Here is a 17,269-nt window from a genome sequence, read left to right on the forward strand (position 1 = left end):
TTTCTAACCTGTTTTATATATAGAAATGGTAAATTACATTACAATCTACCCTATGTTCAGGTTTCTTTTTATTCTCATGCTATGGGCATTTTCGCCAATAGTGTCTGCTCGTGCCAGCTACACTGCAGGTGAGAGAGCTATTGAGTTGTTGAAAGAAGCAGGTCTTCATTCGGATAATTATGTCCTTGGGGCGAATGTAAATGCCACTCCTCACAAGACTACAACTTATTCTTCTTATCAAGAAAACACTGGCATTTTTAATGCTAATTTTAATATTCCTCAAAAAGCTTATCTAAATAGATTTGGATTTTTCTTTTTTGAAAATTCATCAAAGGACTTTCGGTATTTCGGAATTCCTACCGCTAGTTTTACACACAATTCGACTGGTATTGCATGTGGTACAGAAAACGTAACTTTTACTAATAATTCTGTAGATGGGGTTAGTTATTTTTGGGACTTTGGCGATGGAAGCAACAGTACAGATAGAGACCCAACACATCTTTTTACAGCACCATTAGGGATAGATAAGAGTGAGTTTGTCGTTAGACTAACAGTTACCGCCGCGGATGGTACTACCGCAACAAGCACTCAAAACATTTCCATTAAGCAATTGCCCGATGTTCGGTTAAGAGATAGAAGTGCTGTAAGCCAGTTTAGTAACTGTTTTGGAGGTCCTAGTATTACAAATCCTAACTATACCATCAGTTTGGCTAATATTTCTCCTAACAGTGCGGGTATTGTAAGTTATACTGTAAATTGGGGAGATGGAACTGTAGTTACTGATTTAACTAATGCATCTTTTCCCATTACACACACTTATACAGCTTTAGGTATATTTCCATTTAGCATAATCGCTACTGGAGCTAATGGTTGTACAAATACAAAGACGTATAGTATCATCAACCAAAGTAATCCGGCAGGGAGCTTTGGTACTTCAGGCAGCACAACAGGTCTTTGTGCTCCAGCAACATTACCATTTACCATCAGTAATTGGGAAGGTAATTCGCCAGGCACTGTTTACGAAATCAATTATGGTGACGGTACTACGGAAACTCTACAACATCCTTTAAATACAACAGGAGGACCTTTTGTCGTAAATCATGTATATAGAAGATCTTCTTGCCCTGAACGTTCTTTTACTGCAACATTAACAATAAGAAATGCATGTGATGTAACTCCGTTTACCATCGGAAATATACAGGTTTTTACACCAGCAGTTGCCGATTTTGAAATTCCAGTAAGTAGGATTTGTCTGGGTAATTCTATTACGTTTCTAGATAGAACGATAAGGGAAACCAATCCTGCTTGCTCTAGAGAAACTACTTATTATTGGGAATTTGGTGATGGGCAAACGAGTACAGAGATTAACCCAACACATACTTACACCGCAATAGGTACGTATGAAGTTAAATTGACCACTACGAATTTTTGTGGTACGTCTGTACGAACGAAAACAGTTTGCGTAAACCCAGTGCCTGTAGCAAGTTTTACATTACCGGCCGCAGGTTGTGTGCCATTTGTGTTAAAGCCAACGAATACATCGAATTCGCCCATACCAAATTGTGGTGAAAATACCTATCAATGGAGTGTAACTAGCAAAGCTCAAACAGATTGTGACCAAGCTCCATCATTGCCAACTTATGTGAATGGTACGAGCTCCGCTTCGGAAAACCCAGAGTTTAATTTTACTACTCCAGGTATTTACACCATTCAATTGGTGATTACAAATTCAGACGGTAGCTGCGTTTCGGTGCCCTATACCCAGGATATTACTATAAAAGCTAGGCCCGAAGTCCGATTTAACTCGCCAAATTATCAAGTATGTGAAGGCAGCGGTTTTACGCCAACAATAACAATAAAAAATTGCTACTCTGTAGGGCCAGTTCAGTATGCCTGGACCTTTCCAGGTTCTACAACACCAACCTCAAATTTAGAGAATCCCACAAATATTATTTATCCCACAAAAGGAACTTATACTGTTGGATTGACCGTAACTACAGAATGCGGTTCAGTCTCGACGAGTACAAATATTACAGTAAATGAAGTTCCAATATTAAATCCAATAACTGATATTACCCAATGTAATGGTGTGGCTATACCTACTACTAATTTTAGTACTAGTACTACTGGAGCAGCCACCTACACATGGACAAACAGTAACACCGCCATAGGTTTGGCTGCCTCTGGAGTTGGTAACCTGCCATCGTTTATTGCTAGAAATACTGGAACAACACCGATAACTGCAACGATAACGGTGACGCCGACAGCCACTATTGGAAGTTGCGGGGGAGTACCTAGGACGTTTACGATTACTGTAAACCCAAATGTTGAGCCAGCTAATGCAGGTACTGATTTAAACTTGTGTGATGTGACAAGTGCCCAATTAAATGCAACACCAGCAGCTACTGGTGGTTTTTGGTCTGTAGTTACGGGAATAGGGCTCACTTTTGCAGATGCGAACCAGCCAAACACAACAGTCAACGGATTAGTACCAGGCAATTCTTATGTAATAAAATGGACTGTAAGGGGCTATCCACCTTGTGGAGACTCGGAAAGCAGGTTAAATATCACCGTTTCAAGGCCGACACTAGCTGGTACAACTACGGGCGACAATATTTATTGTGGTACGTCTGGCTCTGGAAATATCATATTATCTGGTCATGTAGGTTCGGTTATCCGCTGGGAACAATCCACGAACGAAACCACTTGGACTGCGGTAACTCCTGCCAATACTACTCCAACCTTAAACTATAATAACATTACCACTACAACTTTTTTTAGAGCAGTGGTTAGAAGTGGCGGTTGCGGTGAATTAGCGTCTAATGCTACTAAAATACAAATTACTCCAAAACCTCCGATACCCGCCACTACATTAAATTATACGTATTGTTTAAATGAGACGGCAACTCAGCTAACTGCTATCGGAACGGATTTAAAATGGTACAGAGCACCATTAAATAGCGCTAATCTACTTACTGAAGCACCAACACCAATTACCTCTACAGCTGGTACTTTTACTTTTTACGTTACACAAACCGTTGATGGCTGTGAAAGTGACCCCGCAACGATTACTGTAAGGGTAAATCCGACCATTGCTAATAATAATATCTCTGCTGATCAAACCATTTGTTTAAATAGTACAGCTGCTTTGTTGAGGAATAGTGGAGCTGCTTTAGCTGGTGGATCTGGTTCGTATACTTACCAATGGCAGATATCTGCAAATGGAACAGATTTTACAGACATCACTTTAGGCGGAAATGGTTTAGATTATCAGCCTGTGGCAGTAACTGCTGATAGTTATTATCGTAGAATTGTAACAAGTGGTACCTGTTCTTCTACATCAAATACCATAAAAATTACAGTACAGGGCGAGTTAACGAGTTTCAATATTTCTGCCAACCAAACTATTTGTTACAGTAGCGTACCGGCAAAATTAATAGGCGAAGTTCCGGTAGGGGGTAGCGGTACCTATAATTATGTATGGCAGCAATCTACAGTTTCGGCTGCTACTGGTTTTACCACCATTTCTGGTGCAACTGATGTAGATTATCAACCAACCGCATTAACTCAAACTACTTATTATAGAAGAACAGTTAACAGTGGTTCTTGTAACGCTACATCTAGTGTGGTGACGGTAAAAGTAACTCCACAAGTTTCGGTACAACAACTGCCTGATGTAGTATCATGTGTTGGAGCAAACCAAAGCGGAATTAATTTTTCTGCTAATTTAAGCAGTGCCAATGTCAGTTATGAATGGACGAATAACGAAACAGGTATAGGGCTGGCAACAAGTGGAACAGGCGCTATTCCAAGTTTTGTTACAACTAACGCGGTTAAACGACCGTTGATTGCAACCATCACTTATAAAGCAATTTATACGGAAGATGGTGTTCGATGTGAATCGCCGAGTAAAAGTTTCAACATTACCATTTTACCAAGCATCGCAATTACGAGTGCGTTAGTTGATCAAACCTTATGTTCTGGAGTTTCTGCTGCTGCAATACCGTTGACATCAGACCAAGAAACATTTGCGGGAGCTAGTGTTAGCTACCGTTGGGCATCTTCTGTAGCCATCGGTTTAACCAACGGTACAGGAAGTCAAATACCTTCATTTACTACTATTAACTCAACTACTTCACCTATAACTAGTACAATTACGGTTACGCCTTTGTATACTTACGGAGGCAGGACTTGCGAAGGTGTTCCAACGACTTATCAAATTACCATAAATCCGGCACCGAGGGTAGATTTTTCAATACCTAACCAGACTATTTGCAGTGGAACAGCTTCTGATGAAGTAGATTTAACAAGTGCTACAAGTAATGTAACCATCTCTTGGACGGCAACGCCTGTAGCCGGAATTACTGGCTTACAAACCAGCGGTAGCAATACTATTCCCATTCAAAATTTAGCTAATACTACCAATGCTCCAATTACTATTACTTACGTGGCTAAGGCAACTACCAATGGCGATGCTGCTTGTGAAGGGATTTTAACAGAGTACAGAATTACCGTAAATCCTGTTCCGGTAGTTACAGCGAGTGCCACAAACAAAACTATTTGTAGCAACGAGAATGTAAATGTAAGCTTAAGTAGTAACGTTACCGGGACTAGTTTTTCTTGGACGGTAACTGCAAATGCTAATGTTACAGGTATAGCAAATGGGTCGGGAATTAGTATCAATCAGGTGCTAGTAAATACCTCTACAGTACCTCAAACAGTAACTTATACCGTTGTGCCGACGTTTACAAATGGCTCAGTAAATTGTAATGGAGTACCAGTAGACATCAATGTAATTGTAAATCCTGCGCCAATAGTTACTTATTCTGCTAGCAATGCAGAAATATGTTCGGGACAAACTACAGCTGCTGTTACATTGAGTAGTGTAACTCCTAACGCGGTAATTACTTGGGAGGCAATTGTTCCTACTGGTATTACTGGAATGAGTACAATTTCTGGCAATGCAAACATACCAGCAGAAACTTTGGTAAATACTACTAATTTGCCTTTAACTGTAGTTTATAGGGCAACTGCAAAAACTAATGATGCCAATGCTTGTGCAGGATTCGTGGCTGAGTATCGAGTTATCGTTAATCCGCAAGCTAGGCTAACAAACACTGTATTAAGCCAACAAATTTGTTCTGGAGCCTTTGCTTCCGAAGTGCTTTTACAAAGTAATGTTGTAGGTACTTCTTTTTCGTGGACTGCCACAAGTAGTTCTGCTAGTGTTACTGGTTTTGCAGCTAGCGGCACAGGTAACATTCCTCGCCAGCAAATTGTAAATTCTAGTACCGAAACTCAAAGGATAACCTATCAGATTACACTCAATGCTTATGGCTGTGAAGGTACTTCGGCAGTTTATGAGATATTAATTAGTCCATCTCCAGTATTTACTAGTAGCGTTGCAAATACAGAAATTTGTAGTGGCGGTACCTTTAATTATACCCCAACTAGTTCTACTTCGGGAGTTACATTTAGATGGACTAGGGCGGCAGTGCCAGGCATCAGCAATAGTGCTGCAACTGGTACTGGTGTAGATGCGGCAGCGACTATTAGTGAGGTGCTTATAAATACTACGGTAAACCCAATTGATGTAACCTACGAGTACGAAATGAGTATCAACGGTTGTTCGTCTGGAATTAGAATACCGATAGTGGTAACGGTTAATCCGCAAGCTACTGCGAATTTTGGATTGTCGCCAGTAAACGGATGCTCGCCGCTCAATTTAGTGATAAAAAATTTAAACTCGAGGGCTTTGCCAGCTACTTATACCGTTGATTTTGGTGATGGTAGCCCGATTGAAGTATATAACGATACCAGAGATATTACTCACATATACGAAAATAATACCTCGACGGTAAGATTGTTTTATGTGACGATTACGACTAGAAATGAGTGCGGAGAATCTATTTCTAGGCCTTACGAAATTAGGGTGCAGCCGCAAACAGTATTTTCTAGATTGGTGTTAGATGCTACACAAAGTTTTGGATGTTCGCCATTTACAGTAGATTTTACTTCAACTAATCAATCTACTGGGGGTAATTTATTTACTTGGGATTTCGGTGATGGTTCACCTATACGCCAAACCCGTACTGTGAACGAAAATATTACACATACTTTTGCCGCACCTGGCGATTATACCGTTACTCTTACTGCAACAAACGGTTGTTCTACCGTATCCAGCACAGAAACGATCACGGTTTATCCTCAAATTAATACAGATTTTAGGATTAGTACACCACAGGAATGTGTTAATAAAGAAGTTTCATTTACCAATCTATCCGATCCGCAATTTACCTCTTTGTGGGATTTTGGCGATGGTACCACCAGCACCGAAATAAATCCGAAACATACTTATACTACTCCAGGCGTAAAAACCGTAACCTTAAGGTCTACTAGGATTTATCCTAATGGAGGTACTTGTTCAACTATAGCGGTAAGGACTATCGAAATTCTAGCAGCTCCAGCAGCAAGTTTTACGACCAATTCAGGTAGCCTTAATTGCGGTCCGTTTACTTTAGAAGTCCGTGCAAATGGAACTAATGCAATAAACGTAGAATGGGATTTTGGCGATCCAACTAGTGCTAACAATACTGCAGTAGGTTTAAGTGCAAGCCACACTTACATCACAGCTGGTGATTATGTGGTGACTTCAAGAACGTACAATTCGCAAGGTTGTAGCAATGTCAGTACCCAAATAATTAGAATTACAGAAAGTCCAATTGCTAACTTCTCTGCATCTACTGATAACATCTGTGGTACAACTGGAAATGTTAATTTCCGAAACGAAACAACTTTTGGAGGTACTGGTACAGTTACCTACAAATGGTTTGTGAACAATGCTCAGGTGGCTACCAGCACCGATCTAAATCATGCTTTTATAGTGCCGACCGGGGCAACACTACCTTACATTTTCACCGTAAAACTAGAAGCATCCAATATCGTTGGTTGTAAAACAACGCAAGAGAAAACAGTACAATTTAACCCACTTCCAAGAGCAGTTTTTAATCTGGCACAAACAAGGGGGTGCGCACCTTTTACCTTACAAATAAATAATCAGTCTACTAACTCAGACCAGTACGAATGGTATTTAGATGGAGCTTTGGTTTCTACACTTCGCAATCCTACAGATATTGTCTTGAGTGATTTTGATAGAACTTATAGCCTTAGGTTATTGGTTAAAAATCAATATGGATGTACGGAAAACGAACAAATTGTACAGGTGTCGACCTATGCTTTTCTAAAAGCAGAATTTGATGTGGCTAACGACTTAAGCTGTAATGGTGTATTAGATCTTCAGATTACAAATAGAAGCGTTGGTGCTACAACCTATACTTGGGATTATGGAGATGGCTCACCTATCTACGTTGGTAGTAACCCTACACATAGCTACGGCAGACAAGGAGTGTTCACATTAAAACTCACAGCAAGTAACGGATTTTGTTCTGATATTTTTACCAAAACTATAACCGTATCTAATCCAGTAAGAGCATCGTTTTCGAGTGATGTTAGAAATGGATGTAACCAGTTAACCGTTAGATTTAGAAATACATCTATCAATGCAACAGAATACTATTGGGATTTTGGAGATGGCTCTTTCTCTAGAGAAGAAAATCCTCAGCACCAATATGCATCTTCAAGTACTTCTTATACTGTAAAATTAATAGCAACTAATCAATATGGCTGCAGAGACGAGGTGTCTGCCACTAATTTCGTTACTGTTTTACCTCCACCGCAAGCTATTATACAGATAGCACCTAGTAGTATCATAAAAGTTCCCGATTATAGTTTTCAATTTAAAGCGGTTACTACTGATGACATTATTCTCTATAGATGGGAGTTTGGAGACGGTACCGGTTCTGATAGAAGTGAAGTGACACATAAATATGATAGGTTTGGTACTTATAACGTGAAGCTACATATTACTAATAGGGCTAATTGTACCACTATAATTGAAGAACAAGTAACAATTTTGGATTTTCCGGGTTACCTATATATTCCTAATGCATTTGAGCCGGAAAACTTAAATAACGACTTGAAGGTGTTTAAGGTAAAAGGTAGTGGTTTGGCAACTTATCACTTTAAGGTTTTCAATAAATGGGGACAAATGATTTGGCAAACAACTAAGTTAGATGACCAAGGTGCACCAATAGAACATTGGGATGGTATGCACAATGGTCAATTGCTGCCTATTGGAGCTTATTTTTGGCAAGCAGAAGCTACATTCATTAATGGGGGAGTTTGGAAAGGCATGAAATACGGCAATAAGTCGGAAAGTAAAAATGGGGTTATTCATTTAATAAGATAGATGTACAAACTAATTTTAAAATACGCTTGTGCAATTTTGATGGTTGGCAGTATCGGGATCACTGCTAAAGCACAAGACTTGATCTATTCTCAGTTTTACAACGCCCCAGTATATTTAAATCCAGCGTTAAATGGAGAGTTTGAAGGAGATATTAGGTTTAATATGATTTACCGTTCTCAGTGGACAAAAGTTCGTGGTGCTTTAGATAGTTATACCTTTTCAGTAGATTATCAGTTGCCGGCATTTGGTGGCGGAATTGGGCTAATCTTAAATAAATCTACAGAAGGCACAGCTTATCTATCTAAACTAAACGTAGCTTCTGTTTTTTCTTACAGCGTTCAATTAAATTCGGAAAGTCGACTTTCTTTTGGGCTACAAGCAGGAATGATTAACAGTAGGGTAGATGAAAGTAGGCTGTTGTTTTCTGATCAACTGGATAACCAAGGGATTATTCCTGGTGCAACATCTTCAGCATCTATCTTGTCAAATAACAATAGGAGTTTTTTTGATGCAGCAGCGGGAATTAATTTAGTAGCTGGCAACTTTATGATTGGCGGCTCTGCTCAACACATCAACAGACCAGATGAATCTTTAACTGGTCAAGTTTCCAAACTACCTATGCGTTATGGTATTCACACAAGTTATCTCATCAGCTTAGATCGTTATGGAGAAGAATTACCTGCCATCATTCCGTCTTTGGTAGTATACAGACAAGATCAATACAATTCAATCAGTGCCGGATTTCAATTTAAAACAAGCTCTATCAACTTGGGACTTTGGTACAGGGGCAATGGTTCCCAAAACGATGCCATTGTTTTTTCTGTGATATTTGACCTATTTAAAAATTCTGGAAGTTCAAATAAGGTTAGATTAGGCGTAAGTCATGATGCAACAACTTCAAAACTCAACTATACTACCACTGGAGGTACAACGGAAGCTGCTGTAGTTTACGAAACCGAAATACCTGGTAGAGCTGAAGCAAGATACATTAGGGAAAGAAATAATAGTTTCAACAGGTGTTATAAGTTCTATTAACTTTTTCCTTTCAATTTCCCACGCAAATAGCTGATAGCTTCTAGAAGAATCGCCAAAGCGCCAAGGTATACCGTAAATTGCTCAAATAAGTTCATCTTCGGTTGTTTTTGTATCTTAGATGAATTTACGTAATTATTGTTACAATCCAGTATTTGTTCTAAATAATTTAATGGCGATGGCTAATAAAATAACGCCGAAGCTTTTTCTAAGTACGTTTAGCCCAGTTTTTCCAAGCATTTTTTCCAGTCTTGACGTATTTTTTAGCACAAAGTAAACGAATACCATGTTTAGGAGAATTCCTATCAGAATGTTTTCTGTACGATACTCAGTTTTTAAGGATAGGAGGGTAGTTAAAGAACCAGCACCAGCAATTAATGGAAATGCCAATGGAACAATAGATACCGTTTCAGGAGCTTCATCCCTGAAAAAGTGGATACCCAAAACCATTTCCATAGCGATAAAGAAAATTACCAATGAACCGGCAATAGCGAATGATTGCACATCTACTCCAATCACATTTAAAACAGCCTTTCCTCCAAAAAGAAAAATAATCATGATGGCAGTTGCTACAATGGTTGCTTTTTCCGATTGGATATGCCCAGCTTTTTTACGTAACGATATGATAATCGGAATGGAACCCAGGATATCAATAATCGCAAATAAAATCATCGAGGTCGATAGAATTTGATTAAAGTCGAATTGCAAAGGTTCCATACGTTAAAATTTGATGTAAAAGTACGGGTTTAAAAGTGAAAGTTGTATAAATGTGATAACAAGTTAAGAAATAGAAAAAGGCAATCGAAATGACTGCCTCTTGTTATATTCTTTTAATTAATTCACCACCTTAAACATCTTAGAAAACTTTAGGCTTAAGTGCTCTCAGGTGTCTCAGGTGGTAAACACAGGAAATCTAAAATCGTAATTCTACAATCGTCAACCCCTTATCCTAATTTTTTGTATCTAATCCTTTTTGGAGCTACATCGCCTAAGCGTTTCTTACGGTTTTCTTCATAATCAGAATAGTTACCTTCAAAGAAATAAACTTGCGAATCGCCTTCGAAAGCTAAAATGTGCGTACAGATACGATCTAAGAACCATCTATCGTGACTAATTACTACCGCACATCCACCAAAGTTTTCTAAAGCTTCTTCTAAAGCACGTAAAGTATTTACGTCGATATCATTGGTAGGCTCATCCAGTAATAAAACGTTAGCGCCTTCTTTCAAAGTAATGGCCAAATGAACACGGTTACGCTCACCACCCGATAATACGCCAACTTTCTTTTGTTGATCGGCACCGTTGAAGTTAAATTTAGAAACATAAGCTCTAGAATTTACTTGCTTGTTGCCTAACAGCATGTTGTCTAAACCGTCGGTAATATTTTCATAAACCGTTTTATCCGGATTAAGGTCGTTGTGCATTTGGTCTACGTAGCCCAATTTCACGGTTTCGCCAACCCTAAAATCGCCAGCATCTGCTTGCTCCTGACCAGTAATTAAACGGAATAAGGTGGTTTTACCAGCACCATTCGGACCAATGATACCAACGATACCCGCAGGAGGCAAAGAGAAACTTAAATCTTCGAATAGCAATTTGCCATCGTAAGCTTTTGAGATGTTGTTAGCTTCAATTACCACGTTCCCCAAACGAGGTCCAGCAGGAATAAACAATTCTAATTTGTCTTCACGTTCTTTGCCGTCTTCGCTAGCTAATTTATCGTAGTTTGATAAACGAGCTTTAGATTTTGCATGACGAGCTTTTGGCGCCATACGAACCCATTCTAACTCACGTTCTAACGCTTTTTGACGCTTACTTTCTGTTTTGTCTTCTTGTGCTAAACGTTTCGCTTTTTGGTCTAACCACGATGAGTAGTTACCTTTCCAAGGAATACCTTCGCCACGATCCAGTTCTAAAATCCATCCAGCAACGTTATCCAAGAAATATCTATCGTGGGTTACAGCAATTACAGTTCCTTCGTAATTTTGCAAGAACTGCTCTAACCAGTCAATACTTTCAGCATCCAAGTGGTTGGTAGGCTCATCCAATAACAATACATCTGGAGACTGTAATAATAAACGGCACATCGCCACACGACGGCGCTCACCACCTGATAACACAGCAATCTTTGTTTCTGGATCTGGGCAACGTAAAGCATCCATCGCACGCTCTAATTTGTTGTCTAGTTCCCAAGCATTCGATGCATCGATTTTATCTTGCAGCTCACCCTGGCGAGCCATCAATTTATCCATTTTGTCGGCATCAGAGTAGTTTTCCTCTAAGCCGAAAGCTTCATTAATAGCTTCGTATTCTTTAAGCACAGCAGTAATTTCGGCAACGCCTTCTTCTACTACTTCACGTACTGTTTTTTCTGGGTCTAATTCTGGTTCTTGTGCTAAATAGCCTACCGAGTAACCTGGTGAGAATACGACTTCGCCCTGTATAGATTTATCTAAACCAGCAATAATTTTTAATAATGATGATTTACCCGAGCCGTTTAAACCAACAACGCCAATTTTGGCACCATAAAAGAAGGATAGGTATATATTTTTTAAAACCTGTTTTTGTGGCGGATAAATCTTGCTTACCCCAGCCATTGAAAAGATTATTTTTTCGTCTGACATGTTAAAATTTTGTTTCTACAAAGATGCCATTTATTTTGTAAAATAAGGTGATTGATGTGCTTAGAATGAATTTTTAGAAAAGCAGATGATTACTGCTATAAATGGCAGTAGGAGAAAACCTATGAAGTTTTACCTAAATACAAAAAGGATTTTTGCTCTTACTCCTGTTAGTTAACAAAAGCATATATATATCTTGGCAAAATTCTCTTTGTGCTGTGGATATTTCTGTTTAATTAGGAGAGTAACGGAAGTGATACATAGAAGTTTATTTTTTTTAAAATGTTTTTAATTATTTAATTATCATTTAGTTATTTGTTGAACTGACCATCATTGAAAAATTGTTGCTTCATAAATAAGCAATTATGTTTGGTGATTTAAATCAAATACTTATATTTGTTGCGAGAGCGTTAATTTAGATGATGGGGATAGGACTTCGGTTTTATCTCCATTTCTTTTTTATAAGGATTTCAAACTATGAGATATGGATTCAATATTTCAATTATCGAAAGGCATTACTCATTAAATCTAGTAAGCCAGAGAACTATTGAACCAATGAGCTGCTTATAATTTCCAAGCTATTTTTCATTTCCTCAATTGTTAAGTGCCCGAAGCCAATACGCATGGCAGTTGTTTTCCTATTTTGGTAAAGGATATTTTGTGGGATAAATAAATCCTTCTTTTGGCAAACCTTAGCGAGTTGTAATAAAGAAACAGGAATATTCCACTCGAGCCAAACTGCTAGACCTCCATTTGGAACATTAAACGCTGCCTGATGTCCAAAATGTTTGGCTAGTAATGCACAGCAATTATTTCTACGTTCTTGGTAAATCTTTAACGATTTCTTGAGATGTCGATGGATATCACCCTCGGCAATCATTTCTCCCAACACTTGTTCCATTACAATGTCGCCTTGGCGGTCTAAAATGCCCATATATTTTTGCATTTCATTGATGAAGTTTTTTGGAGCTACTACAAAGCCCGAACTAAAAGATGGCGTCAACGATTTTCCGAAAGAACCCACATAAATCACCATTCCGTTTACATCTGCACTGGCTAGAGGCATAATGGTGCTTTTTTCATATTGGAAATCATAATCGTAATCATCCTCAATGATGATAAAACCATGCGATTGCGCTAATTGTAAAAGTTGTACCCGCCGTTGCGCACTTAAGCTTACCGTAGTAGGGTAGTGGTGATGTGGTGTGATGTAAACGGCTCTGATCTTAGTGGTCTTTAATTTTTCCGCCAGTTGATCTACATCGATACCCTGCTCATCTATGGGGATGGTTTTGATATTAGCGCCTGCTTTTTGAAAAACCATATTAGCAGTAAATAGCCCTAATTCTGCAACTACCACTACATCATTTGGTTCAACTAGCAGTTGTGCAATAATATAAAGGCTCACCTCCGAACTTCGCGTGATAAGTAAATTGTCTTTTGATATATGTAAGCCACGAGAACTGTTCAGGTAATTACTTAACTGCTCCCTAAAATAGTTTCCAGTATATAAAGGGTTATCTATTTTCTTAAGTGTGTTTTTTCGTTTAAGTGTAGCACTATATAAGCTAGATAATTGCTTGATTTCTGTTAAGCGAATATCTGGTGTGCCATCGTTAAACTGATAGGTACAATTAGATTGTTCAAAGGGATTATCCAAAATGTTTGACTGCTTAAAAGCATAACCAGTTTGCGATGGATAACTTGCCAAAGATACGAGTGCATCGTAAGGTCGTTCATTAATCTTGGTTTGGTTATCCATTACGTAGGCACCTCTGTTGGGATGAATGGCTATCCAACCTTGATGATGCAAATCTTCGTAAGCAGCAATTACTGTTTTGCGATGTAATTTGAGCAGTTCGCTCAAAGTTCTGCTCCCTGGCATTTTAATACCAGCAACCAAGTAGCCTCTCTGTATGGCATTAATGAGCTGTTGTGCCAACTGTAGATAAATCGGAGTCTTTGTATCTCTATCTAGATGAATAAAACTCAAAAAAGGAATTTCAGCCGGACTACTCATTTTTTTAAAACTGGACTATTTTAATGCGCCGGAAAGATACGAGTTTTGCGCCGAAGTCGGGAAGTGGTTAGTAGGGAAGTCAGAAAAGATTAATCAATCACAAAGACACAAAGAAATAGAAAGAAATTCTTGCTGCTTCATTTCCATACAAGTGAAATGACGTTAGCGGGTTCTAAAAATAAAGCAATTTAACAATGAAACAATTTTTATACGCACTAACTCTCTTTCCAGCATTAGCTTTTGCGCAGCAAGACACAATGAAACTCAACGAAATTGTGATTTCTGAAAACAGGCTGCAAACTCCGTTCAGTAAACAAGCGAGAAATATACAGCTGATTACCAAAGAACAAATTGCAGAAATGCCTGTGAAATCTATCAATGAAGTTTTGAGCTTTATTGCTGGAGCTGATGTTCGCCAACGTGGTCCGTTTGGTACGCAGGCAGACATCAGTATTGATGGTGGTAGTTTTGAACAAACCTTGATTCTACTAAATGGAGTAAAGATTTCGGATGTACAAACTGCTCATCATTCTATGAACATTCCGGTGCCCTTATCAGCTATTGAAAGAATAGAAGTGTTGAAAGGACCTGCGGCGAGGGTTTACGGAATTAACGCTTTAACTGGTGCAATTAATATCGTAACTAAAAATAGCAAGCAATCTGCAATAGATGTAAATGTCCAAGCAGGTACTTCTTTTGAAAACAAAGCAGCAGGCGATGGAAGTGGTAAATATGGCGGTGCGGCAGCGCAAATAGCCATTAATATGGTTGGAAAAAATAGCCAGCATTTGTTTGGGTTTGGTATTACAGATTACAATGGGCAGCGTTACAACAGCAGTACCTACGATCATAAGTTTTTCTACCAAGGGAATGTCGATTTAGATGAGAAAAATAAACTGAATTTAATGGGTGGTTACATCGATAATGCTTTCGGTGCAAGTGGCTATTACGCTGCTCCTGGCGACAAAGAAGCTTTCGAAATTGTAGAAACTGCTTTATTCGCGTTGGGGTCATCGCACCAACTGAGCAAGAATTTCAGTTTGCGCCCACGGGTAAGTGCTCGCTACAATTGGGACGATTACCGTTATTTCCGTAACGATTTAAGTAGGGCAAGGTCGCTACATCAAACCAAAGTATGGTCGGCAGAAGTGAATAGTACGTTACACTCTAGCATCGGCGATTTTGGTTTTGGTTTAGAGTCTCGTTCGGAAGATATTGAGAGCAGCAACATTGGCGATAGAGAGCGATACAATCATGGTGTTTACGCTGAATATAAGACGGAAGCGGTAAGAAATCTTTTATTAAATATTGGAACTTACGTTAACTACAACACACAATACGGTTGGCAAGCTTTCCCTGGATTAGATGCGGCTTATTTGTTTGCACCAAAATGGAAACTGGCTTTTAATGTAGGCTCTAGTCAGCGTATTCCATCTTTTACCGATTTGTATTTGAATCAACGTCCTGGAAACATAGGGAATCCTAATTTAACTTCGGAGAATGCTTGGCAGTATGAACTTTCTTTACAGTACAAACTGGAGAATTTTAATGTACAAGGAGGATATTTCTATCGCAACATTTCAGATTTTATTGACTGGGTAAGGAATTCGACCGCGGTGCCTTATCAACCTCAAAACTTTGGTAATAACAAAATACAGGGATTAAATATCAGCGTAGGTCAGTCGTTAAGTTTAAATAGCAAAAGTTCGCTAAATTATCAGTTAAGCTACAACTATCTGCATGCTGGCGAAATGAGTTACGCTAACAATGTCACTTCAAAATATGTGTTAGAGAATTTAAAGCATCAAGCTTTAGGCAGATTGATTTACAAATACACCAACTGGCAGTTTACTGTAGGCGCAAGATGGATAGAACGGGAGTTGAAAAATCCTTACTTAATTACTGATGTGCGTTTGTTGTACGGAAAGCAAAATTGGAATGTTTATGCAGATGTAACCAACTTACTTAATAAGGAATATATTGAAGTTGCTGCGGTGCCCCTTCCGAAAAGATGGTTTGCAATTGGAGCTAATTATCGATTTGCACTTTAGCTAGTCTTACGTTATTGCGAGGCACGAAGCAATCTTTGTTAAATATTGTTTCATGCTTCGCCTCGTAACAACTATTTTTTAAGCTTAAAATGCGGATTGTAAATCAGACCGATAACATTTTCCCAAAGGTCTTTTACCGTCGCAACAATAATGCCACCACCAACTTCTTCAGGTTGTTCATGTGCTGTAGCACCTAAGTCGATCAACCTGTTAAACTCTGTTTCCACTTCATTTACACCCCAATAAGTAGCCACACTATCTGCCTTTTCTATTGTCGGATTCTCTTCAGGCTGTAAACCTAATTCGTAACCAGCAATGTCGAAACCTACATAAAAAGGTTCATCAAAATAAGGTTCAGTTTCAAAAGCTTTAGCATACCATTCTTTGGCAGCGTTTATATCTGCTACTTTGTAAATTGTTGTTCTAAGTCCTAATATTTTGCTGCTCATATCTAATCCTATAATTTTCCATATTTAGCTTGCGTTAAGCTAATAGTTGAAGCTATTAATTCTTTCAGTACTTCTTGGTCTATATCCGCCAGTTTATTTACATATATGCAGGCTTTGCCCATTTTAAACTTACCCAATTTCTTCAGCAAGTGCTCATCCGTTTTGCTGCCCATAGAAACATAAAGAGAGATGGCAGTTTTTCTAGGGGAGAAACCAACCAGAGGCCAATCTCCTTCTTGTGCGCTTTTCTCTGATTTATAATGATACATTCCGAAACCGATAATAGAAGGTCCCCACATTTTTGCTTCGTAACCTGTAAAATCTTGCATTAGCTTCAATAAAGCATGGCCATCTTTACGTTTCTGTTCGTTATTAGCAAACGCATCAATAAAATCGGTTACACTTGCATCCGTTTGCTTTGTTTTTATTTCTGCCATAGGTATAGTTTTTTAATGTTTGGATTTGATTTATCTGTAAATTTATAAAAGTAAATGTGAAGTAGTTCTTTAAATAAAATTATGGATTACATCTTATAAATCATTTCTAAAATCACAATAATTTAGTTAACATTGAAACACATTACCATTAAAAAAAAAAACTATATAGATACCGAATTGTTGAGAAATATTCAGGTTTTCATGAGCGTTGGTTCTTGATTTTCGACTTAGCATTATGACTAAGGATAACTCCAGCACCAGAGATCTTTTGTTGATTGTCCAACTTTATTTAGGAAATCATCTTTAACTTGTATCCCCACATAGAAATCATCTTACATCTTAAACAAACAA

8 protein-coding genes are annotated in these 17,269 nt (G+C 38.5%); 3 read left to right on the top strand and 5 right to left on the bottom strand.

What is annotated here, in order from left to right; genetic code table 11:
* The first annotated feature begins 76 nt into the window (after positions 1–76).
* Both CRO54_RS01780 and CRO54_RS01785 read left to right on the top strand, forming a co-directional pair.
* A complete protein-coding gene (locus CRO54_RS01780; RefSeq protein ID WP_171047802.1) occupies positions 77–8,308 on the top strand; it encodes a PKD domain-containing protein in 8,232 nt (2,743 codons plus the stop codon).
* Positions 8,309–9,343, top strand: a complete 1,035-nt coding sequence (locus CRO54_RS01785; protein ID WP_097128007.1) for a PorP/SprF family type IX secretion system membrane protein — start codon at positions 8,309–8,311, stop codon at positions 9,341–9,343.
* 138 nt (positions 9,344–9,481) lie between these two features.
* Here the strand turns inward: CRO54_RS01785 and CRO54_RS01790 are convergent, their stop codons facing one another.
* The 3 genes from CRO54_RS01790 to CRO54_RS01800 form a co-directional block, all read right to left on the bottom strand.
* On the bottom strand, positions 9,482–10,057 hold the full coding sequence (locus CRO54_RS01790; protein WP_097128010.1) for a MarC family protein: 576 nt from the start codon (positions 10,055–10,057) through the stop codon (positions 9,482–9,484).
* 227 nt (positions 10,058–10,284) lie between these two features.
* Positions 10,285–11,964, bottom strand: coding sequence for an energy-dependent translational throttle protein EttA (gene ettA / locus CRO54_RS01795; RefSeq protein ID WP_097128012.1), 1,680 nt, complete (start codon positions 11,962–11,964; stop codon positions 10,285–10,287).
* A 541-nt stretch (positions 11,965–12,505) separates the two neighbouring features.
* The gene (locus CRO54_RS01800; RefSeq protein ID WP_097128014.1) at positions 12,506–13,981 is read right to left on the bottom strand and encodes an aminotransferase-like domain-containing protein; all 1,476 of its coding nucleotides are present in this window, start codon (positions 13,979–13,981) and stop codon (positions 12,506–12,508) included.
* A 194-nt stretch (positions 13,982–14,175) separates the two neighbouring features.
* On the opposite strand from CRO54_RS01800, the gene CRO54_RS01805 reads away from it, so the two are divergent.
* Entirely contained in the window at positions 14,176–16,032 is a 1,857-nt protein-coding gene (locus CRO54_RS01805; protein WP_097128015.1) for a TonB-dependent receptor plug domain-containing protein, read from the top strand.
* A gap of 71 nt (positions 16,033–16,103) precedes the next feature.
* Here the strand turns inward: CRO54_RS01805 and CRO54_RS01810 are convergent, their stop codons facing one another.
* Both CRO54_RS01810 and CRO54_RS01815 read right to left on the bottom strand, forming a co-directional pair.
* Positions 16,104–16,481: a VOC family protein gene (locus CRO54_RS01810; protein ID WP_097128017.1), complete on the bottom strand. Its 378-nt coding sequence runs from the start codon at positions 16,479–16,481 to the stop codon at positions 16,104–16,106.
* A gap of 8 nt (positions 16,482–16,489) precedes the next feature.
* A complete protein-coding gene (locus CRO54_RS01815) occupies positions 16,490–16,918 on the bottom strand; it encodes a DUF1801 domain-containing protein (protein ID WP_097128019.1) in 429 nt (142 codons plus the stop codon).
* Between the last annotated feature and the right edge of the window lie 351 nt (positions 16,919–17,269).

Origin of the sequence: Pedobacter xixiisoli (assembly GCF_900215335.1) — a bacterium.
GTDB lineage: Bacteria > Bacteroidota > Bacteroidia > Sphingobacteriales > Sphingobacteriaceae > Pedobacter > Pedobacter xixiisoli.

What these genes read in the sequence shown, in the direction of transcription:
- CRO54_RS01780 (WP_171047802.1), top strand. Translation starts at nt 77, where the DNA reads ATGCTATGGGCATTTTCGCCAATAGTGTCTGCTCGTGCCAGCTACACT.
- CRO54_RS01785 (WP_097128007.1), top strand. Translation starts at nt 8,309, where the DNA reads ATGTACAAACTAATTTTAAAATACGCTTGTGCAATTTTGATGGTTGGC.
- CRO54_RS01790 (WP_097128010.1), bottom strand. Translation starts at nt 10,057, where the DNA reads ATGGAACCTTTGCAATTCGACTTTAATCAAATTCTATCGACCTCGATG.
- ettA (WP_097128012.1), bottom strand. Translation starts at nt 11,964, where the DNA reads ATGTCAGACGAAAAAATAATCTTTTCAATGGCTGGGGTAAGCAAGATT.
- CRO54_RS01800 (WP_097128014.1), bottom strand. Translation starts at nt 13,981, where the DNA reads ATGAGTAGTCCGGCTGAAATTCCTTTTTTGAGTTTTATTCATCTAGAT.
- CRO54_RS01805 (WP_097128015.1), top strand. Translation starts at nt 14,176, where the DNA reads ATGAAACAATTTTTATACGCACTAACTCTCTTTCCAGCATTAGCTTTT.
- CRO54_RS01810 (WP_097128017.1), bottom strand. Translation starts at nt 16,481, where the DNA reads ATGAGCAGCAAAATATTAGGACTTAGAACAACAATTTACAAAGTAGCA.
- CRO54_RS01815 (WP_097128019.1), bottom strand. Translation starts at nt 16,918, where the DNA reads ATGGCAGAAATAAAAACAAAGCAAACGGATGCAAGTGTAACCGATTTT.